A 21,294-nucleotide genomic window follows, 5' to 3' on the forward strand; every position below is an offset into this window, starting at 1 on the left:
GTCCGGCGTTTGAGGACGCGGCCGCAGGCCGCTCCCGCCGCTGGGGGAGGCAACGGACCCGCGGCCGGGGGCCTGGGGCACGCGCCCCAGTTGCGGGAAGGGGCGGGGTGGGGAACAAACCCCGGTCAGCCCCGCGGGACCCGCACCAGGCCCTCCTGGATCACCGATACCGCCAGCGCACCGCTCTCCGTGAAGATGCGGCCCCGGGCCAGCGCCCGCCCCCCGGAAGCGGAAGGGCTCTCCTGGTCGTACAGCAGCCACTCGTCCGCCCGGAACGGCCGGTGGAACCACATCGCGTGGTCCAGGCTCGCGCCGACGACGTCGCCGACGGCCCAGCCGCCGCGGCCGTGTGCGAGGAGCACGGAGTCCAGGAGGGTCATGTCGGAGACGTAGGTGGCCAGGCAGATGTGCAGCAGCGGGTCGTCCGCCAGTTTGCCGTTCGTCCGGAACCAAACCTGCGACTTCGCCTCACGGGGCTCCCCCACCTTGGCGAACGGCGGCTCGTCCGCGTAGCGCAGGTCGACCGCCGCGCGGGCGTCGAGCAGCCGGTCCAGCAGCTGCGGGTCGGCGAAGCGGTGCGCGTGGCGGGGGAGCATCTCGGCCGCGGTGGGCAGGGAGAGCGGGTCCGGCGCGGCCGGCATGGGCTCCTGGTGCTCCAGCCCCTCCTCGTACGTCTGGAAGGACGCGGAGAGGTGGAAGATCGGCCGACCGTGCTGGACGGCGACGACCCGGCGGGTGGTGAAGGACCGGCCGTCGCGGATGCGGTCCACGCTGTAGACGATGGGCACCTCGGGGTCGCCGGGGCGCAGGAAGTAGGAGTGCAGGGAGTGCGGGAGCCGGTCCTCGGGGACCGTGCGCCCGGCGGCGACCAGGGCCTGTGCGGCGACCTGGCCGCCGAAGACGCGCGGCACCAGCGAAGGGCGGCTGGTGCCGCGGAAGATGTCGCGCTCGATCTGCTCGGGGTCGAGCACGGTGAGCAGGTCGTCCAGGGGTGTAAGGGGCTCGTTCATGGCGTCTGGGGCTTACCGGCCGCTACAGGCCCATGGACTTGGCGATGATCGAGCGCATGACCTCGCTCGTACCGCCGTAGATCCGGCTGACGCGGGTGTCCGCGTACAGGCGGGCGATGGGGTACTCCATCATGTAGCCGTAGCCGCCGTGCAGTTGGAGGCACTTGTCGATGACGACGGCGGCGCGCTCGGTGGTGAAGAGCTTCGCGGAGGCGGCGTCGGCGGCGGTCAGCTCGCCCGCGTCGTGCGCCTCCAGGGCCCGGTCCACGACCGCCTCCATGGCGTCGACCTCGGACTTGCAGTCGGCGAGCACGAACTTGGTGTTCTGGAACGCCGCGACGGACTGCCCGAAGACCGTGCGGTCCTTCACGTACGCCTTGGCGAACTCGACGGCCGCGGCGGACTGGGCGTACGCGCCGACGGCGATGTAGAGCCGCTCCTGCGGCAGGTTGTGGCCGAGGTAGCCGAACGCCTTGCCCTCCTCGCCGAGGAGGTCCTCCACGGGCACCTTGACGTCGGTGAAGGAGAGTTCGGCGGTGTCGGAGGCGTGCAGGCCGAGCTTCTGGAGTTTGCGGCCGACCGCGTAGCCCTCGGAGGAGGTGTCGACGACGAGGATGGAGATGCCCGAGCGCCGGTCCTCGGGGGTGGGCGGCGCGGTGCGGGCGCAGACGAGCACGCGGTCGGCGAGCACACCGCCGGTGATGAAGGTCTTCGCGCCGTTGAGGACGTAGTGCGTGCCGTCCTCGGAGAGCTTGGCGGTGGTCTTCATGCCGGCCAGGTCGGAGCCGGTGCCCGGCTCGGTCATGGCGATGGCGGTCATCATGTCGCCGGAGACGAAGGACGGCAGCCAGCGCCGCTTCTGCTCCTCGGTGGCGTACTTCAGGAGGTAGGGCAGGCACAGCGCGGTGTGCACGCTGCTGCCGCCGAAGCTGACGCCCGCGCGGGCACACTCCTCGGTGACGACGGCGTGGAACTTGAAGCTGTGCTCACCGGCACCGCCGTACTCCTCGGGCACCTCGATGCCGAAGACGCCCAGCTCGCCGAGCTTCTTGTAGAACTCGCGCGGCGCGGCACCGGCTTCCCGCCACTGCTCGTAGAACGGCACGACCTCCGCGGCGACGAAGTCGCGGATGGTCTCCCGGAACGCCTCGTGGTCCTCGCCGTACACAGTCCGACGCATGGCCATCCCCCCGTATGCGTGTCAACCCAGCATGCGTATCGACTAAGCGCTTGCTCAGGGCGAAAGTTACCCGGCGGTCACCGGGACTGTCCAGAGGCCGGATGCCCGTCCTCGCGGGCCGGCGAGCCGTCCGAGAGGGCCGCGAGCGCGCCCAGCGCCAGGCGGCGCAGGAGGGCCGCCGTGGCCGCGCGGCTGGGCAGCGCGCCGGGGCGGCCGAGGTGGGGCGTGGAGTTGAGCAGGCCGAAGACGGCGTGCACGGCGGCGCGTGCCTCGGCCTCCAGGGCGTCCGGGTGCAGCCCGCGGACGACGTCGACCCACAGCTCCACGTACTGCCGCTGGAGGGAGCGCACCTGCTTGCGGTCGCTGTCGCGCAGCTGGCCCAGCTCGCGGTCGTGGAGCGTGATCAGCGCGCGGTCGTCGAGGGCGAAGTCGATATGGCCGTCGATGAGCGAGTCCAGCACGGCGGCCGGTCCGCCGCCCGCCGCCACGGCCTCGGCGACCCGCTTGCGGCCGCCCGCGAAGAGCCGCTCGCTGATGCCGACCAGCAGCTCGGCGAGCATCGCGTCCTTGCCCGCGAAGTGGCGGTAGAGGCCGGGCCCGCTGATGCCGACGGCCGCCCCTATCTCGTCGACGCCGACCCCGTGGAAGCCGCGCTCGGCGAAGAGGCGGGCGGCCTCCTCCAGGATCTGCGCGCGGCGGTTGGGGGCTGACGTGCGGGTGGCTGCGTTGTTCACGAAATCGATTCTAGACAGCGGCGTTAGTGGTCGTTAACCTGGAGGCAATGTGTTAACGCTCATTAACCGAGCAAGGGAGCTCGAGTACATGCAGCAGGCACCGGTGCTGGGGAGCGCCGCGGATCCCGCGTCCGACTCCTGGCGGACCAATGAGGCGGCGCACCGCGAGCTGTCCGCGGGGCTGCGGGAGCGGCTCGCCGCGGCGCGGCTGGGCGGCGGCGAGAAGGCGCGGGCGCGGCACACCGCCCGTGGCAAGCTGCTGCCGCGCGACCGGGTCGACGCCCTGCTGGATGCGGGGTCGCCGTTCCTGGAGCTCGCGCCGCTGGCGGCCGAGGGGATGTACGGCGGGTCCGCCCCGGCGGCGGGCGTGATCGCGGGGATCGGCCGGGTGTCGGGGCGCGAGGCGGTGATCGTCGCCAACGACGCCACCGTCAAGGGCGGCACGTATTACCCGATGACGGTGAAGAAGCACCTGCGCGCGCAGGAGATCGCCCTGGAGAACCGGCTCCCGTGCCTGTATCTCGTGGACTCCGGCGGCGCGTTCCTGCCCATGCAGGACGAGGTCTTCCCCGACCGCGACCACTTCGGCCGGATCTTCTACAACCAGGCGCGGATGTCCGGCGCGGGCATCCCGCAGATCGCCGCGGTCCTGGGCTCCTGCACGGCCGGTGGCGCGTACGTGCCCGCGATGAGCGACGAGGCGGTCATCGTGCGCGGCCAGGGCACGATCTTCCTGGGCGGCCCGCCGCTGGTGAAGGCCGCCACCGGCGAGGTCGTCACCGCGGAGGAGCTGGGCGGCGGCGAGGTCCACTCCAAGGTCTCCGGCGTCACCGACCACCTCGCCGAGGACGACGCGCACGCCCTGCGGATCGTGCGGACGATCGTCTCCACCCTGCCGGAGCGCGGTGCGCTGCCCTGGCCGGTGGAGCCGGTCGAGGAGCCCAAGGCCGACCCGGCGGGGCTGTACGGGGCGGTGCCGGTGGATTCCCGCACGCCCTATGACGTGCGCGAGGTCATCGCGCGCGTGGTGGACGGCTCGCGGTTCGCGGAGTTCAAGGCCGAGTTCGGGCAGACCCTGGTGACCGGCTTCGCCCGGATCCACGGCCACCCGGTGGGCATCATCGCCAACAACGGCATCCTCTTCTCGGAGTCCGCCCAGAAGGGCGCGCACTTCATAGAGCTGTGCGACCAGCGCGGCATCCCCCTGGTCTTCCTCCAGAACATCTCGGGCTTCATGGTCGGCCGGCAGTACGAGGCGGGCGGCATCGCCAAGCACGGCGCGAAGATGGTGACGGCGGTCGCCTGCGCGCGTGTCCCCAAGCTGACGGTCGTCATCGGCGGTTCGTACGGCGCGGGCAACTACTCGATGTGCGGGCGCGCCTATTCGCCGCGCTTCCTGTGGATGTGGCCCAACGCCAAGATCTCCGTGATGGGCGGCGAGCAGGCCGCGTCCGTCCTCGCGACCGTCAAGCGCGACCAGCTGGAGGCGCGCGGCGAGGAGTGGCCGGCGGCGGCCGAGGAGGAGTTCAAGGCCCCGATCCGCGAGCAGTACGACACCCAGGGGAACGCCTATTACGCGACGGCCCGGCTGTGGGACGACGGCGTCATCGACCCGCTGGAGACCCGTCAGGTGCTGGGCCTGGCGCTGACGGCCTGTGCCAACGCCCCGCTGGGTGAGCCCGGCTACGGCGTCTTCCGGATGTGAGGCGGAGCATGTTCGACACTGTCCTTGTCGCCAACCGAGGCGAGATCGCCGTGCGGGTCATCCGCACGCTGCGCGCGCTCGGCATCCGCTCCGTCGCCGTGTTCAGCGACGCGGACGCCGACGCCCGGCACGTACGGGAGGCCGACACGGCCGTGCGGATCGGCCCGGCGGCCGCCGCCGAGAGCTATCTGTCCGTCGAGCGGCTGCTGGAGGCGGCCCGCAGGACCGGCGCGCAGGCCGTCCACCCCGGCTACGGCTTCCTCGCCGAGAACGCGGGCTTCGCCCGGGCCTGCGCGGACGCGGGCCTGGTCTTCATCGGCCCGCCCGCCGACGCGATCTCGCTCATGGGCGACAAGATCCGCGCGAAGGAGACGGTCCGGGCGGCGGGCGTGCCCGTCGTCCCCGGCTCCTCCGGGAGCGGGCTGAGCGACGCCGAACTGACCGCCGCGGCCCGCGAGATCGGCATGCCCGTCCTGCTGAAGCCCTCCGCGGGCGGCGGCGGCAAGGGCATGCGGCTCGTCCGCGACGAGGCGCTGCTGGGCGAGGAGATCGCCGCCGCCCGGCGCGAGGCGCGCGGCTCCTTCGGCGACGACACGCTGCTCGTCGAGCGCTGGGTGGACCGCCCCCGGCACATCGAGATCCAGGTGCTCGCCGACGGCCACGGCAACGTCGTCCACCTGGGAGAGCGCGAGTGCTCCCTCCAGCGCCGCCACCAGAAGATCGTCGAGGAGGCGCCGTCCCCGCTGCTGGATGCGGCAACGCGCGCGGCGATGGGCGAGGCCGCGGTCCAGGCCGCGCGCTCGTGCGGCTACACGGGCGCGGGCACGGTGGAGTTCATCGTGCCGGGCGACGACCCCGCCTCGTACTACTTCATGGAGATGAACACCCGCCTCCAGGTCGAGCACCCCGTCACCGAGCTGATCACCGGGCTCGACCTGGTCGAGTGGCAGGTGCGGGTCGCCGCGGGCGAGCGGCTGGGGCTCGCCCAGGAGGACGTGACCCTGACGGGGCACGCGGTCGAGGCCCGCATCTGCGCGGAGACCGCGCGGGTCAGTGGCGACCGCGTCGACTTCCTGCCGTCGGCGGGCACGGTGCGGCTGCTGCGCGAGCCCGCGGGCGAAGGCGTGCGCGTCGACTCGGGCCTCTCCGAGGGCACGGAGGTCGGCACGTCGTACGACCCGATGCTCGCCAAGGTCATCGCGTACGGCCCGGACCGGGCGACGGCGCTGCGCCGCCTTCGCGCGGCGCTGGCGGAGACGGTGGTGCTGGGCGTCGACACCAACGCGGGTTTCCTGCGGCGGCTGCTGGCGCACCCGGCGGTGGTGTCGGGGGCGCTCGACACGGGGTTGGTGGACCGGGACGCGGCGACGCTCGTGCGGTCCGATGTGCCGGGGGAGGTGTACGCGGCGGGCGCGCTGCTGCGGCAGCGGGATCTGTTCCCCGGCCCCGCCCCTTCCCAGCCCCCCACGTGGGTGGACCCCTTCTCCGTACCCACCGGCTGGCGCCTCGGCGGCGAGCCGGCCTGGACACCGCACCACGTCCGCGTGGCGGGCCACGACCCGGTGACGCTCAGGGTGCGCGACATCGGAACGGCCACCGAGATCGCCCTGGACGGCGCGGAGCCGCAGCCCACACGCGTCGTCCGGCTCGACCCCACCGCCCTCACCGTCGAACTCGACGCCCTAACCCACCGCTTCGCCCACGCCCCCTCCCCGGAGGGGACCTGGCTCGGGCGCGACGGCGACGCCTGGCTCGTGCGGGAGCACGACCCCATAGACGCGCGCGGCAGCGCGAGCGCCGCCGGGGCCGACACCCTCACCGCCCCCATGCCCGGCACCGTCACCGTCGTGAAGGCGGCCGTCGGGGACGAAGTGACCGCGGGGCAGAGCCTGCTCGTGGTGGAGGCGATGAAGATGGAGCACGTCATCTCCGCCCCGCACGACGGCACCGTCACCGAGCTGGACGTCACGGCCGGTGCCACGGTCGCCATGGACCAGGTCCTGGCCGTCGTCACCCCCCGGGAGGAATCATGATCGAGGGACTGCCCATGGCCGTGCCGGAGCCCGGCCTCCCGGCGCGCGTGCGGATCCACGAGGTGGGCCCGCGCGACGGTCTGCAGAACGAGAAGACGGTCGTGCCGGTCGAGGTGAAGGCGGAGTTCATCCACCGCCTCGCCGCCGCCGGGCTCGGCACCGTGGAGGCGACGAGCTTCGTGCGCCCCGAGTGGGTGCCCCAGCTGGCCGACGCCGAGCAGCTGGTGCCGATGCTCGACGGGGTGGCGGCCCGCCTCCCCGTCCTGGTGCCCAACGCGCGCGGCCTGGACCGCGCCCTCGCGCTGGGCATACGGGAGATCGCCGTCTTCGGCAGCGCGACCGAGTCGTTCGCGAAGGCCAATCTCAACCGCACGGTGGACGAGTCCCTGGAGATGTTCGCCCCGGTCGTGGCCACGGCCCGCGAGGCGGGCGTACGGGTGCGCGGCTATCTGTCCATGTGCTTCGGCGACCCCTGGGAAGGGGCCGTGCCCATCGGGCAGGTGGTGCGGGTCGGCCGCCGCCTGCTGGACCTCGGCTGTGACGAGCTGAGCCTCGGGGACACGATCGGCGTGGCGACGCCGGGCCACGTCACCGCGCTGCTGACCGCGCTCAACGGCGCCGGGCTGCCGACCGACCGGCTCGCCGTGCACTTCCACGACACGTACGGCCAGGCCCTCGCGAACACCCTCGCGGCGCTCCGGCACGGCGTGACCACGGTCGACGCCTCCGCCGGCGGCCTCGGCGGCTGCCCGTACGCCAGAAGCGCGACGGGCAATCTCGCCACCGAGGATCTCGTCTGGATGCTCGACGGCCTCGGTATCGACACCGGGGTCGACCTCGGCCTGCTCACCGCCACCAGCGTGTGGATGGCCGACCGGCTGGGCCGTCCCAGCCCGTCCCGCACCGTCCGTGCCCTCTCCCACCAGGAGCCCTGAGCCATGTCGCTGGACCACCGCCTCTCCCCCGAGCACGAGGAACTCCGCCGTACGGTCGAGGAGTTCGCACACGACGTGGTCGCGCCGAAGATCGGCGACTTCTACGAGCGCCACGAGTTCCCGTACGAGATCGTGCGGGAGATGGGCCGCATGGGCCTGTTCGGCCTGCCGTTCCCCGAGGAGTACGGCGGGATGGGCGGTGACTATCTGGCGCTCGGCCTCGCGCTGGAGGAGCTGGCCCGGGTCGACTCCTCGGTGGCGATCACCCTGGAGGCCGGGGTGTCGCTGGGCGCGATGCCCGTCTTCCGCTTCGGCACCGAGGAGCAGAAGCGGGAGTGGCTGCCCAAGCTGTGTTCCGGCGAGATGCTGGGCGCGTTCGGGCTGACGGAGCCGGGCGCGGGCTCGGACGCGGGCGGCACCCGCACCACCGCCCGGCTGGACGAGGCCACGGACGAGTGGGTGATCAACGGCACCAAGTGCTTCATCACCAACTCCGGCACGGACATCACCGGCCTGGTCACGGTCACCGCCGTCACCGGCCGCAAGCCCGACGGCAAGCCGCTGATCTCCTCGATCATCGTGCCGTCCGGGACGCCCGGCTTCACGGTCGCGGCCCCGTACTCCAAGGTCGGCTGGAACGCCTCGGACACCCGGGAGCTGTCGTTCTCCGACGTCCGGGTGCCGAGGGCGAACCTGCTGGGCGAGGAGGGACGCGGCTACGCCCAGTTCCTGCGGATACTGGACGAGGGGCGGGTCGCGATCTCGGCGCTGGCGACCGGCCTGGCGCAGGGCTGTGTGGACGAGTCGGTGAAGTACGCCAAGGAGCGCGAGGCGTTCGGCCGCCCGATCGGCGCGAACCAGGCCATCCAGTTCAAGATCGCCGACATGGAGATGCGGGCGCACACGGCCCGGATCGCCTGGCGGGACGCGGCGTCCCGGCTGGTGCACGGCGAGCCGTTCAAGAAGGAGGCGGCGCTCGCGAAGCTGTACTCCTCGGAGATCGCGGTGACCAACGCGCGCGAGGCCACCCAGATCCACGGCGGCTACGGCTTCATGAACGAATACCCGGTGGCCCGCATGTGGCGCGACTCCAAGATCCTGGAGATCGGCGAGGGCACCAGCGAGGTCCAGCGGATGCTGATCGCCCGCGAACTGGGCCTCTGATCCGCCCGCTGACGGTTGATCAGCCCTGCGAGAATCGTGCGCATGGCTGAGATCTTTCAGAAGGACGGTACGTGGACCTTCGACGGCGCCACGATACGGATCGTGCCGGGCCGGGAGCGCGGAGTGCACCTGGCCCGGCAGACCCTGGGTGAGCTGGCCGTCCCGCTGGCGGCGGTGGCCGGGGTCTCCTTCGAGCCTGGCCGCAAGGGCGGGCGGCTCCGGCTGCGGCTGCGCGACGGGGCGGACCCGCTGCTCCAGGCCACGCGCGGGCAGCTGCCGGAAGGCGCGGATCCGTACCAGCTGGCCGTGGACCCCGGCCAGTCGGGCGTGGCGGAGTACCTCGTCGACGAGGTACGCAACGCCCTCGTCGTGGAGCAGGTGCCGGACGGGCCCACGGACCGCTATCTGCTGCCGGGCCCGGCCGTGCCGCTGTCGGTGGGCGCCGGGGACGGCACCGTGAGCTTCGACGGCGAGCGGGTCGGCCTGGAGTGGAACTGGAAGACCGACGAGGACAAGCGGTCGGCCGGCCCACGGTCGCTGGCGCTGTCGGAGATCGCCGCGGTGGAGTGGCAGCCGGCGCGGGGGCTGGACCACGGCCACCTGCGCTTCTTCCTGCCGGGCGGGACGGCCAGGACGCCGCCGAAGACCGACCCGCACGCGATCGAGCTGTACGGCTTCAAGAAGGACCTGCTGATGGCGCTGGTCGCGGCGGCGGTCACCTGCCGGCTGCCGCACCCGTCCGCCCCGCGCCCCGCCCTCACCGGGGAGGCGGCGCGGCCGGAGTCCGATCACGACGCGCTGCTGCGCCGCCTGCGCGAGCTGGGCGAGCTGCACCGGCTGGGCGTCCTGACCGAGGAGGAGTTCTCGGCGGCGAAGCAGGCCGTGATCAAGCGCTTCTGATCCGCCGGAACCCCCCTTGGTCCAGACCTCTGCCCGTTTTACCCACCCTTTCCCTCCACCCCTGCCCGATATCGGGCAGGATTCTTGCCAAAGGTCGCGGCACCCCGCAGTATCGACGGGTGCTCGAACGCCGTACCCACCATGACGACCTGGTCGACCACCTGGTGCGCAGCACGCCGCTACAGCGCGGCGAGGCCGCCCGGGTGGTCCTGGACGTCCTGGCGTATTTCGACGAGACGACCGAGGCGTTCGTGCGCCGCCGCCACCGCGAGCTCCAGTCCGGCGGACTGCACAACGCGGAGATCTTCGAGCGGATCGCGGCAGAGCTGCCGCACCGCGCGGTGGCACCGCCCGAACTCTCGCTGCGGCAGCTGCGCCGCATCGTCTACGGCTGAACACGACGGCTGCTGCCGTCGTCGAGCATCACTGATCGTTTGCCTGGGAGGGTCAACACCATGTGCGGAATCGTCGGATATATCGGTAAGCGCGATGTCGCTCCGCTGCTGCTGGAGGGCCTCCAGCGCCTGGAGTACCGCGGTTACGACTCCGCCGGCATCGCCCTGCACGCGAGCGGCAAGGCGGGCGGCCTGAAGACCGCCAAGGCCAAGGGCCGCGTCCGCGAGCTGGAGTCGCGCCTGCCCAAGCGCTTCGCGGGCTCCACGGGCATCGCCCACACCCGCTGGGCCACCCACGGCGCGCCCAACGACGTCAACGCCCACCCGCACGTGGACGCGGAGGAGAAGGTCGCCGTCGTCCACAACGGCATCATCGACAACGCCTCGGACCTGCGCACCCGGCTGACCGCGGACGGCGTCGTCTTCCTCTCCGACACCGACACCGAAGTCCTCGCGCACCTCATCGCCCGCTCCCGGGCCGAGACGCTGGAGGAGAAGGTCCGCGAGGCGCTGCGGCACATCGAGGGCACGTACGGCATCGCCGTGCTGCACGCCGACTTCCCGGACCGCATCGTCGTCGCCCGCAACGGCTCGCCGGTCGTGCTGGGCATAGGCGAGAAGGAGATGTTCGTCTCCTCCGACGTCGCCGCCCTGGTCAGCCACACCCGCCAGGTCGTCACCCTCGACGACGGCGAGATGGCCACCCTGAAGGCCGACGACTACCGCACGTACACCACCGAGGGCTCCTCCACCTCGGCCCAGCCGACCACCGTGGAGTGGGAGGCCGAGTCGTACGACATGGGCGGCCACGACACGTACATGCACAAGGAGATCCACGAGCAGGCCGACGCCGTGGACCGCGCGCTGCGCGGCCGCATCGACGACCGCTTCTCCACCGTGCACCTGGGCGGCCTGAACCTCGACGCCCGCGACGCGCGCGCCGTGCGCCGGGTGAAGATCCTCGGCTGCGGCACCTCCTACCACGCGGGCCAGATCGGCGCCCAGATGATCGAGGAGCTCGCGCGGATCCCCTCCGACGCCGAGCCCGCCTCGGAGTTCCGCTACCGCAACCCGGTCGTGGACCCCGACACCCTCTACATCGCGGTGTCCCAGTCCGGTGAGACCTACGACGTCCTCGCCGCCGTCCAGGAGCTCAAGCGCAAGGGCGCGCGGGTGCTGGGCCTGGTGAACGTGGTCGGCTCGGCGATCGCCCGCGAGACCGACGGCGGCATCTACGTCCACGCCGGCCCCGAGGTCTGCGTCGTCTCCACCAAGTGCTTCACCAACATGGTGGTCTCCTTCGGCCTGCTCGCCCTGCACCTGGGCCGCATCCGCGACCTGTCCGTCGCCGACGGCAAGCGGATCATCGAGGGCCTGCGCAAGCTGCCCGCGCAGATCTCCGAGATCCTGGCGAACGAGGCCGAGATCGAGAAGCTGGCCGCGGAGTACGCGGACGCCAAGTCGATGATGTTCATCGGCCGGGTGCGCGGCTACCCGGTCGCCCGTGAGGCCTCGCTGAAGCTCAAGGAGGTCTCGTACATCCACGCCGAGGCCTACCCCGCCTCCGAGCTCAAGCACGGCCCGCTGGCCCTGATCGAGCCCGCGATGCCGACCGTGGCGATCGTGCCGGACGACGAGCTGCTGGAGAAGAACCGCGCCGCGCTGGAGGAGATCAAGGCCCGCAGCGGCCGCATCCTCGCCGTCGCGCACCAGGTGCAGGAGAAGGCCGACCACACGATCGTGGTGCCGAAGAACGAGGACGAGCTGGACCCGATCCTCATGGGCATCCCGCTCCAGCTGCTCGCCTACTACACGGCGAAGGCCATGGGCCGTGACATCGACAAGCCGCGCAACCTGGCGAAGTCCGTCACCGTCGAGTAGCCCGCCCCGGGGCCCTCGCGCCCCTTGAACTCGGTCCTGTCGCACCTGTCCTGCGGCGGGTCCGGGACAGCCCTCCTCGCGCGTGCCACCCGGCGCGCGGGGAGGGCTGCCTCCCCTTGCCGGCGGCACTCTCCCGCCGGCGGTGATGCCGCCGGTTCCGGGAACCGTCACCTCCCGTCCGGTGGCACGTCACGCTCCGGTTCCTACCCGCCGTCGAGCCGCTCCCCACCCCCTACGCGCGGGTAGATTCAACAGCCGTCAATGTACGGTCCGGGATCATCGCCCCCACGGGCGACGGAAGTTGACGTGAACCCGGCGGGCCGCCGTCACGGGATGACGACCACCGGCCGCTGCGCGCGCCGCGCCAGCCGGCCCGCGACCGAGCCGAAGATCCGGCCGACCAGACCGTGGGTGGAGCCGACGACGATCGCGTCCGCCGCGTACTCCCGGCCGACCTCCTCCAGCTCGTGGCAGATGTCGCCACCGCGCTCGACGAGGATCCACGGCACCTCGGACAGGTGGTCCGCACAGGCCAGTTCGAGGCCCAGGACCTCCGTGCGGTGATCCGGGACGTCCACGAAGACCGGCGGCTCGCAGCCCGCCCACACGGTCGTCGGCAGCCGGTTGGCCACATGGACGATGATCAGGCCCGAGCCGGAGCGCCGGGCCATCCCGATTGCATACGCAAGCGCTCGCTCGCTGGACGTGGAACCGTCGAAGCCCACCACGACACCGTGCTGGAACGCAGGATCGCAGGAATGGCGTGATTCTTCCGCCGCTTCGGGGTGCGCCGCGTGATCGGCGACCCGCTTGCGGTCCGCGGGTTCGGGGAATTCGTGACCGGCCATCGGTGTCTCGGCGAAGGATGTCCTCGTGCGGAGGGATCAGCGGTGGACTGGTTGCAGTTGTCAGGGTGAGGAGCGAGCGCGAGCGCCGGGAAAGACGCAGCCCGGAGCGTCCCGCAGGATCATGGACGAAAAATCCGTCCGGGATTCATCTTTTCAAGCACTTACCTTCCAGGGTACGGCGCCACCCGCCGCGTGCCCAGAGGCCGCCCGGCGGGACGGCCCCCGCGGGACGGGACGGCGGCGCCGTCCCCGGCCCCGGGGACACAGGGACGCCGGGCGTTCCCCGGAGCATGCACGAGGGCGGCGCGCAGCGCAATGCCCTCGCCGCAACGCGGCCGTACTCCTGATGCGCGCGGCGCAGTGACCCAGGCGCCCGGCCCGGCGTTGTACCACCGTCAGCCGCCGCCAGCAGGGAGCCGCTCCGTGCCCGGAACCCGTGATCACGCCCGCGCCGACGACCCCGGGGCGGACTCCCCCGATCCGGTGAGCGATGTGGTCCGCTGGGCGGCCTTCAGCTGTGTGCTGGTCCCTGTGGTCCTGCTGATGTGCGGTCAGTCCTTCGGCGGCGCCGCCGGCACCGCGGCCGGGCTGGTGGCCCTCACCTGTGTCTGCCGCGCGCTGCTGCGCCGGTCCGAACGCACCGCCGCCCACGTCCCGTCGGGGCCCCGCGCGAGCGCGCCCGCACCGGAATCATCAATTCCGCATCGCGGCCGCCACGGCCGCACGGGCTCCGGCAGCCACCGCGGCAACCGCCATCCGGGCGCGCCCGCGCAGAGCGGCGCCCAGGGCTCTCCCCGTACCGATACGCCGGGTAGTACGCCCGGTGAATGACACCTTCGTACATATGCACCCGTTGCTTTTCAGCCAACTTCAGGCCGAACCCCTCACCTTGGCCTGAGCAGCCCCCAACAGCCGGTCGACCAGCAAGGAAAGGACCGCCGAGGGCGGTTGCACCCTACGGGGATTGGGCATGGGCGAGAGGCGTACTTTTCACCGAGCCCTGCAAGTGCAACGCTTCGTGATCGAACGCTTCGCGCCAAGTTGTCATGTCGACATAGAGCCGGGTGGTGAACTGGTCACCGCGACTCCGTGTGACGCAGTAGATTCGATCTTGGCCATGACCGGCGGGGGAACCGTTCAGGACCGAGGGGAAACGTGCAGGACCGAGAGGACTCGACCGCCGAGGGGGGCTTAGCCTTGATCCACCGCCGGACGCCTTGTGGATAACGTCTTGGAAAACAAGAAAGTGCCTTGTGACCTGCAATGATGGGAGTTCTTCAGGCTTCCAGCACGCATAATCAGCAAGGCACTTCCGAGATGCAAGTTTCCCACACGCCAGCGGCGGTCTCCGCCGTGTTCGATGACCCGAATCTGATCGCGCATGCCGGGCTGGTCCCGGTGATGCGACTGGCCGGGCGGTGCGGTCTGCCCCGGCTGGTGACGGAGAAGGTGAGGCTGACCGGGGCGAAGAACGGCGCGGGTGCGGCGGCGGACGCCAAGGTCACCAGCATCGTGGCCGGCATGGCCGCAGGGGCCGACAGCATCGACGACCTGGGCGCGCTGCGCCACGGCGCGATGCCGACCGTGTTCCGAGGGATCCGTGCCCCGTCCACCCTGGGCACCTTCCTCCGCTCCTTCACCCATGGCCATGCCCTCCAACTCCACGCTGTCCACCGCAGGTTCCTCGCGGAACTGGCCGCGCACACCCCGCTGCTGCCCGGCTCCGACGAGAAGGCATTCATCGATGTCGATTCCACCCACAAACGCGTCTACGGCCGGGCCAAGCAGGGTGCCGAGTACGGCCGGTTCAAAGGCATCCGCACCCTGCACCCCCTGCTCGCCACGATCTGCACCCCCGCCTCCCGGCCGGTGATCGCCACCGTGCGGATGCGCCGCGGCAAAGCCGCCGACTCCCGCGGCGCCCCGAAACTCGTCAGCGAGGCCCTGGCCACCGCCGTCGAGGCCGGCTGCACCGGCATGCGCATCCTGCGCGCGGACTCGCAGTTCTACAACGCCGGTGTCATCGCCGCCTGCCGCCGGGCCGGCGCCCACTTCTCGGTCACCACCGGCATGAACCCCTCCATCAAACGGGCCATCCACAGCATCCCCGACACCGCCTGGCAGCAGATCACCTACCCGACCGCAGTGCCCGACCCGGAGACCGGCGACCTCATCTCGGACGCCGAAGTCGCCGAGATACCCGTCTACGCCGCCTTCGTCAGCCGCAGGAAAGCCTCGCGGGTCACGGCCCGGCTGATCGTGCGCCGGGTCCGTGACCTCGCCAAACCCGCCACCGTGGGCGAGCAGGGCGAGTTGTTCCCCGTCTGGCGCTACCACCCGTTCTTCACCGACAATCCCGCCCGGACCCTCCAGGCCGAGCAAGAACACCGCCACCACGCCGTCGTCGAACAGGTCATCGCCGACAGCAAAGCCTCCGCCCTGGCCCACCTGCCCTCGGGACACTTCCATGCCAACTCCGCCTGGCTGACCCTGTGGGCGATGACCTGCAACCTGCTGCGGGCGGCCGGCGCACTGGCCTCCGCCTTCCACGCCAAGGCCACCACCGCCACTCTCCGCACCCACCTGGTCCAGGTTCCGGCCCGGATCGCCCGCTCCGCACGACGCATCACCCTGCACCTGCCGCACAACTGGCCCTGGCAGCATGCCTGGACACACCTCTTCGACACCGTCCACGGCCCACCCGGCTGACACGACCAGCCCCTACCCGACCCGCCCACCGCCAGGGCCCAACCGGAACCGAACCCGTGGAAAAGCTGGGCAGACCAGCGACTACAACCTGCCCATGCCCAACCACCGACCTCAAACCGGCTCGAAACCGGTCACAAGATCACTCCCCAAACCACGTCGGTGGATCAGGGCTTAGCGCCATGAGCCAGGACTCCACGACCGTACCGGAGACCACGCGCAAGCTCTCCGGACGCCGCCGCCGGGAGATCGTCGCAGTGCTGCTTTTCAGCGGCGGCCCCATCTTCGAAAGCTCCATTCCGCTCTCAGTGTTCGGGATCGACCGACAGGACGCTGGGGTACCCCGCTACCGATTGCTGGTGTGCGCGGGCGAAGATGTGCCATTGCGAACAACCGGCGGCCTGGAATTGACCGCACCGTACGGCCTGGAGGCGCTCTCCCGGGCCGGCACCGTCGTCGTACCGGCCTGGCGGTCGATCACCCAGCCGCCGCCCACCGCCGCACTCGACGCACTGCGCCGCGCCCATGAAGAGGGTGCCCGCATCGTGGGGCTGTGCACCGGGGCCTTTGTACTGGCCGCCGCGGGCCTGCTCGACGGCAGGCCCGCCACCACCCATTGGATGTACGCGCCCACACTCGCGAAGCGCTATCCGTCGGTCCATGTGGACCCCCGGGAGCTCTTCGTCGACGACGGCGACGTACTGACTTCCGCGGGCACCGCGGCAGGCATCGACCTGTGCCTGCACATCGTCCGTACCGACCACGGCGCCGACGCGGCGGGGGCCCTGGCCCGCCGTCTCGTCGTACCGCCCCGCCGCAGTGGCGGACAGGAGCGCTATCTCGACCGGTCTTTACCGGAGGAGATCGGCGCCGACCCGCTCGCCGAGGTCGTCGCCTGGGCGCTGGAGCACCTCCACGAGCAGTTCGACGTGGAGACGCTGGCGGCCCGCGCCTATATGAGCCGCCGGACCTTCGACCGGCGGTTCCGCTCGCTCACCGGGAGCGCCCCGCTGCAGTGGCTGATCACCCAGCGGGTGCTCCAGGCACAGCGGCTCCTGGAGACCTCGGACTATTCCGTGGACGAGGTCGCCGGGCGCTGCGGCTTCCGCTCGCCCGTGGCCCTGCGGGGTCACTTCCGCAGGCAGCTGGGGTCCTCCCCGGCCGCCTACCGCGCCGCGTACCGGGCGCGCCGGCCACAGAGCTCGGCCGACCGCCCCGAGCGGGGCGAGCGGCCGGACCGCGTGGACCGGTCGGAGCGCTCCGACCGGTTCGACCGGGCGGAGCTGGGCGAGCAGCGGAGCGGGGAGCCGTCGGTGATGGCGATGCGGCGGACGGCCCTGGCCGGCGCCCATGCCGTCTCCGGTGCGATCATGACCACCCCGCCACCACATAGTGGACATGGAGGACATATCGCACAATCCGCCTCGCACGGCGGTCACGGTGGCGGCCATCTCGGCGCCACCGGCGGGCCGGATCCGGGCAAGCCGGAGTCGGACCTCTACACCCCACGCCTGCCCGGCCAGCGGGAACGCCCCGTAGGGTGAGACGCATGAACGATCGCATGGTGTGGATCGACTGCGAGATGACCGGGCTCTCGCTGTCGAACGACGCGCTCATCGAGGTGGCCGCCCTGGTCACCGACTCCGAGCTGAACATCCTCGGCGACGGCGTGGACATCGTCGTCCGCCCGCCCGCCGAGGCTTTGACCACCATGCCCGAGGTGGTCCGCCAGATGCACACGGCCTCCGGGCTGCTCGCGGAACTGGACAAGGGGACGACGCTCGAGGACGCGGAGCGACAGGTCCTGGCGTACATCCGCGAGCATGTCCCGGAGCCGGGCAAGGCCCCGCTGTGCGGAAACTCGGTCGGTACCGACCGCGGTTTCCTCGCGCGGGACATGCCGGCGCTGGAGGACCACCTGCACTACCGCATCGTCGATGTGTCTTCGGTGAAGGAGCTGGCCCGCCGCTGGTATCCGCGGGCCTACTTCAGCAGCCCCAAGAAGAACGGCAACCACAGGGCACTCGCGGACATCCGTGAGTCGATCGCCGAGCTCCGCTACTACCGCGAGGCGATCTTCGTGCCGCAGCCCGGCCCGGACTCGGACACCGCGAAGGCCATCGCGGCCCGGCACGTGCTGCCCGCTCAGGGACAGTGACGCAGCTCGCTCCCAGGACAGGCACCACCTGGGAGCGAGCACCCCTCAAGACCCTGTACACTTTTTCTCAGCCGGTGGGAAACACACCGGACATGGTGGGTATAGCTCAGCTGGCAGAGCACCTGGTTGTGGTCCAGGATGTCGCGGGTTCAAGTCCCGTTACTCACCCTGATCGAGGGCCCCGATCCGCGAAAGCGGATCGGGGCCCTCGGCGTTTGCGGCTGCTCCCCCGGGGCGTGCGCCTGTAGTCCCTAGGAGTGAGCCGGGGCCGGTGCGGGGAGAGTTCGGCGCCCGTCCGGGGGAAGGCTCAGATGTCGCAGTGGCGCGCGCTGCGGCCGGCGGCGCGCCGTGGCATCTGACGGAAGGTCGTGACCGATGGCCCGTGACCCGGTGGAACGCCGCACCCCCCGCGAAGGATCCCGTCCCGGGCAACCGTGAGCGCCCCGGTGGGCGGTCCGCGCCGCCCCGGGCCGGCCGTCGTCGCGCTCGCCACCGTCACCGCGCTCGCCGTGGCCCTGCTCGGCAGCTGCGCGAGGGACGGCGGGGGCACCGAGCCGGGCGGCGGCGGCCGGACCACCGTCACCGTCGGCACCTTCGGGGTCTTCGGCTACAAGCAGGCGGGCCTCTACGCGGAGTACGAGCGGCTGCACCCGGACGTCACGATCAAGGAGAGCGTGATCGAACGGAACGACACCTACTACCCCCAGCTGCTGACGCACCTCGCGGCGGGCAGCGGCCTCTCCGACATCCAGGCCGTGGAGGTGGGCAACATCCACGACGTGGCCACCACCCAGGCCGACCGCTTCGAGGACCTCTCCCGGGCCCGGGGCGTCCACAAGGGCGACTGGCTGGACTGGAAGTGGGCCCAGGCCACGGCCGCCGACGGCAGGACGGTCGGCCTCGGCACGGACATCGGGCCCATCGCCGTCTGCTATCGGAAGGATCTCTTCCAGAAGGCCGGGCTGCCCACGGACCGCGATCGCGTCGGCAGGCTCTGGGCCGGTGACTGGCAGAAGTACCTCGACGTCGGCAGGGCGTACCGGAGGAACGCGCCGTCCGGCACGGTCTTCACCGACTCCGCGGCCGGGATCTACAACGCGTCCATCCACGGATACGCCGAGCGCTACTACGACCGGCGCGGCAGAGCCGTCTACCGCAAGAGCCCGGCGGTCAGGGCCTCCTGGCGACTGGCCGTGCAGGCGGCGCGGGGCGGGCTGACGGCCCGGCTCAAACAGTTCGAGAAGCCCTGGGACCAGGCGTTCGCCAACGGCCGCTTCGCCACCGTCGCCTGTCCGCCGTGGATGCTCGGCTACATCAAGGAGAAGGCGGGCCCGGCGGGCAAGGACAAGTGGGACGTGGCCGCCGCGCCGCGGCCCGCCAACTGGGGCGGCTCCTTCGTCACCGTGCCCAGGGCGGGCCGGCACCGGGCGGCGGCGGTCGCGCTCGCGGTCTGGCTGACGGCGCCCGAGCAGCAGGCCAAGCTCTTCGACCGGCAGGCGAGCATCCCCTCCACCCCCGCCTCGTACGCCATGCCGCTGGTCCGGGACGCGCGCAATCCCTACTTCGGGGGCGCGCCGACCGGGCGGATCTTCGCGGAGGCGGCCAGGAACATCCCGACCCTGGTGATCGGCCCCAAGGAGCAGCAGATCGGAACGGCCTTCACCGATGTGGCGATCCCCCAGGTCGAGCAGCAGGGCAGGTCGCCGCGGGCGGCCTGGAAGGCGGCGCAGAAGGAAATCGACAACGCGGTGGACGCATGACGGCGACCGCCGAGGCGGCCCGGGACACCCAGGCCCCGCCGCCCGAGGGCCCGGGGAAGGAGCGGACCCGGCCGCGGCCGTGGCGCAGCCGGCTGTGCCGCTGGGACGTCCGCTACAGCCCGTACGCCTTCGTCGCGCCCTTCTTCCTCTTCTTCTCCGCCTTCGGGGTCTTCCCCCTCCTCTACACGGGCTGGGCCTCGCTGCACCGGGTGGAGCTGTCGTCGCCGGACCACATGGAGTGGGCGGGCGCGCACAACTACCTCCGGCTGCTGGACGACGACTTCTTCTGGAACGCGCTGCGCAACACCTTCACCATCGGGGTCCTTTCCACGGTCCCGCAGCTGCTGATGGCCCTGGGCCTGGCCCATCTGCTCCACTTCCGGCTGCGCGCCGCCTCCTTCTGGCGGGTCGCGCTGCTGACCCCGTACGCCACCTCGGTCGCCGCCGCGACGCTCGTCTTCGTGCTGCTCTACGGGCGGGACTACGGGATGGTCAACTGGGCGCTGGGCGCGGCCGGGATCGGGCCGGTCGACTGGCAGAGCGGCCGGTGGACCTCCCAGCTGGCGGTCTCCTCGATCGTGATCTGGCGGTGGACGGGCTACAACGCGCTGATCTACCTGGCCGCGATGCAGGCCGTGCCGGACGAGCTCTACGAATCGGCGGCGCTGGACGGCGCGTCGCGGACGCAACAGTTCCGCCACGTCACCGTGCCCGCGCTGCGGCCGACGATCCTCTTCACCGTGGTCGTCTCCACGATCGGGGCGACGCAGCTGTTCGGCGAGCCGCTGCTGTTCGGCGGGGCGGGCGGGCAGAAGGGCGGCGCGGCGCACCAGTTCCAGACGCTGGGGCTCTATCTCTACGAACAGGGCTGGTACGACTTCCACCTCGGGCGCGCCTCCGCCGTCGCCTGGACGATGTTCCTGATCCTGCTGCTGATCGGCGCGGTCAATGCCGTGATCGCGCGACAGCTGGGGAAGACCCGGTGAGGGGCTGATGTGACGATCACTTCGACCGGGCGGGCCGGGCGGCAGCTGCACGGCGGGCCGGTCACCTACGCGGTGCTGACGCTGTTCACCGCGGGCTCGCTCTTCCCGCTGGTGTGGACGGCGATCGCCGCGTCGCGCGACAACACCCGGCTGGCCCGCACCCCACCGCCCTTCTGGTTCGGCGGCAGGCTGCTGAAGAACCTCGGGACGGCGTGGGGCGACGCCCACATGGGGCTGGCGCTGTTCAACACCACACTGGTGGCGGGCACGATCGCGCTGGGCACGGTGCTGTTCAGCACCGTCGCCGGCTTCGCCTTCGCCAAGCTGCGGTTCCGGTTCAGGGACGCGCTGCTGCTGCTGACGATCGGCACCATGATGATCCCGCCGCAGCTGAGCGTGGTGCCCCTCTTCATGGTCGTCGCCGGGCTGGGCTGGACCGACCAGCTGCAGTCGGTGGTGCTGCCCACCCTGGTCAGCGCCTTCGGGGTGTTCTTCATGCGGCAGTACCTCGTGGAGGCGCTGCCCACCGAGCTGATCGAGGCGGCCCGCGTGGACGGCGCGAACAGCCTGCGGGTGGTGTGGCACATCGTCCTTCCCGTCGCGCGGCCCGCGATGGCCGTGCTCGGGATGCTCTCCTTCGTGCAGGCGTGGAACGACTTCTTCTGGCCGATCATCGCGCTGACCCAGGAGAACCCCACCGTGCAGGTCGCGCTCACCGGGCTCGGCCGCGGTTACGTACCCGACCAGGCGGTGGTGATGGCCGGGGCGCTGCTGGGCACCCTGCCGCTGCTGCTCGCCTTCACCCTCTTCGGCAGACAGATCGTCGGCGGCATCATGCAGGGCGCCGTCAAGGGCTGATGGCCTCATCGTCCCCTCCTTCCGACTTCCCCCCACCCGGG

The 21,294-nt window shown here is 71.5% G+C and carries 18 protein-coding genes and 1 tRNA gene; 15 read left to right on the forward strand and 4 right to left on the reverse strand.

Translation table 11 applies throughout. The features are described from left to right. Positions 1-125 precede the first annotated feature (125 nt). The 3 genes from tesB to DXZ73_RS17550 all read right to left on the reverse strand — a co-directional run bounded on the left by tesB (position 126) and on the right by DXZ73_RS17550 (position 2,924). Complete coding sequence (tesB, locus tag DXZ73_RS17540; protein WP_116211940.1) at positions 126-1,010, reverse strand: acyl-CoA thioesterase II; 885 nt, start codon at positions 1,008-1,010, stop codon at positions 126-128. A gap of 22 nt (positions 1,011-1,032) precedes the next feature. Continuing rightward, positions 1,033-2,190, reverse strand: a complete 1,158-nt coding sequence (locus tag DXZ73_RS17545) for an acyl-CoA dehydrogenase family protein (RefSeq protein ID WP_116211941.1) — start codon at positions 2,188-2,190, stop codon at positions 1,033-1,035. Between the two features lie 77 nt (positions 2,191-2,267). Then, entirely contained in the window at positions 2,268-2,924 is a 657-nt protein-coding gene (locus tag DXZ73_RS17550; RefSeq protein WP_116211942.1) for a TetR/AcrR family transcriptional regulator, read from the reverse strand. 88 nt (positions 2,925-3,012) lie between these two features. On the opposite strand from DXZ73_RS17550, the gene DXZ73_RS17555 reads away from it, so the two are divergent. The 7 genes from DXZ73_RS17555 to glmS all read left to right on the forward strand — a co-directional run bounded on the left by DXZ73_RS17555 (position 3,013) and on the right by glmS (position 11,937). Beyond that, positions 3,013-4,629, forward strand: coding sequence for a carboxyl transferase domain-containing protein (locus tag DXZ73_RS17555; RefSeq protein ID WP_116211943.1), 1,617 nt, complete (start codon positions 3,013-3,015; stop codon positions 4,627-4,629). Positions 4,630-4,637: 8 nt separating this feature from the next. Continuing rightward, entirely contained in the window at positions 4,638-6,662 is a 2,025-nt protein-coding gene (locus DXZ73_RS17560) for an acetyl-CoA carboxylase biotin carboxylase subunit (protein WP_116211944.1), read from the forward strand. After that, positions 6,659-7,597, forward strand: a complete 939-nt coding sequence (locus tag DXZ73_RS17565) for a hydroxymethylglutaryl-CoA lyase (RefSeq protein WP_116211945.1) — start codon at positions 6,659-6,661, stop codon at positions 7,595-7,597. The genes DXZ73_RS17560 and DXZ73_RS17565 overlap by 4 nt, the downstream gene beginning before the upstream one ends. Positions 7,598-7,606: 9 nt before the next feature. Next, the gene (locus DXZ73_RS17570; protein ID WP_116215674.1) at positions 7,607-8,761 is read left to right on the forward strand and encodes an acyl-CoA dehydrogenase family protein; all 1,155 of its coding nucleotides are present in this window, start codon (positions 7,607-7,609) and stop codon (positions 8,759-8,761) included. 42 nt (positions 8,762-8,803) lie between these two features. After that, a complete protein-coding gene (locus DXZ73_RS17575; protein ID WP_116211946.1) occupies positions 8,804-9,661 on the forward strand; it encodes a DUF4429 domain-containing protein in 858 nt (285 codons plus the stop codon). 119 nt (positions 9,662-9,780) lie between these two features. After that, positions 9,781-10,056, forward strand: coding sequence for a hypothetical protein (locus DXZ73_RS17580; protein WP_116211947.1), 276 nt, complete (start codon positions 9,781-9,783; stop codon positions 10,054-10,056). Positions 10,057-10,116: 60 nt separating this feature from the next. Next, complete coding sequence (gene glmS / locus DXZ73_RS17585) at positions 10,117-11,937, forward strand: glutamine--fructose-6-phosphate transaminase (isomerizing) (RefSeq protein WP_116211948.1); 1,821 nt, start codon at positions 10,117-10,119, stop codon at positions 11,935-11,937. A gap of 326 nt (positions 11,938-12,263) precedes the next feature. Here the strand turns inward: glmS and DXZ73_RS17590 are convergent, their stop codons facing one another. Continuing rightward, positions 12,264-12,785 (reverse strand): universal stress protein, encoded by a 522-nt coding sequence (locus DXZ73_RS17590; protein ID WP_116211949.1) that lies wholly within the window; start codon positions 12,783-12,785, stop codon positions 12,264-12,266. 423 nt (positions 12,786-13,208) lie between these two features. Here DXZ73_RS17590 and DXZ73_RS17595 point away from each other — a divergent pair, with 423 nt between their 5' ends. The 8 genes from DXZ73_RS17595 (at position 13,209) to DXZ73_RS17630 (ending at position 21,253) form a co-directional block, all read left to right on the forward strand. Beyond that, positions 13,209-13,616 (forward strand): hypothetical protein, encoded by a 408-nt coding sequence (locus tag DXZ73_RS17595; protein WP_240351390.1) that lies wholly within the window; start codon positions 13,209-13,211, stop codon positions 13,614-13,616. 486 nt (positions 13,617-14,102) lie between these two features. After that, entirely contained in the window at positions 14,103-15,494 is a 1,392-nt protein-coding gene (locus tag DXZ73_RS17600) for an IS1380 family transposase (protein ID WP_116211950.1), read from the forward strand. 179 nt (positions 15,495-15,673) lie between these two features. Beyond that, a complete protein-coding gene (locus tag DXZ73_RS17605) occupies positions 15,674-17,035 on the forward strand; it encodes a helix-turn-helix domain-containing protein (RefSeq protein WP_116211951.1) in 1,362 nt (453 codons plus the stop codon). Between the two features lie 5 nt (positions 17,036-17,040). Further along, a complete protein-coding gene (gene orn, locus DXZ73_RS17610) occupies positions 17,041-17,649 on the forward strand; it encodes an oligoribonuclease (protein WP_116211952.1) in 609 nt (202 codons plus the stop codon). 95 nt (positions 17,650-17,744) lie between these two features. Next, a tRNA-His gene (locus DXZ73_RS17615) sits at positions 17,745-17,817 on the forward strand. A 266-nt stretch (positions 17,818-18,083) separates the two neighbouring features. Beyond that, complete coding sequence (locus DXZ73_RS17620; RefSeq protein WP_425315844.1) at positions 18,084-19,409, forward strand: extracellular solute-binding protein; 1,326 nt, start codon at positions 18,084-18,086, stop codon at positions 19,407-19,409. Further along, a complete protein-coding gene (locus DXZ73_RS17625; RefSeq protein WP_116211954.1) occupies positions 19,406-20,395 on the forward strand; it encodes a carbohydrate ABC transporter permease in 990 nt (329 codons plus the stop codon). Before DXZ73_RS17620 ends, DXZ73_RS17625 begins: the two co-directional genes overlap by 4 nt. Before the next feature lie 9 nt (positions 20,396-20,404). Further along, positions 20,405-21,253, forward strand: a complete 849-nt coding sequence (locus DXZ73_RS17630; protein WP_116211955.1) for a carbohydrate ABC transporter permease — start codon at positions 20,405-20,407, stop codon at positions 21,251-21,253. Positions 21,254-21,294 lie beyond the last annotated feature (41 nt).

The organism is Streptoverticillium olivoreticuli subsp. olivoreticuli, assembly GCF_003391135.1.
GTDB lineage: Bacteria > Actinomycetota > Actinomycetes > Streptomycetales > Streptomycetaceae > Streptomyces > Streptomyces blastmyceticus.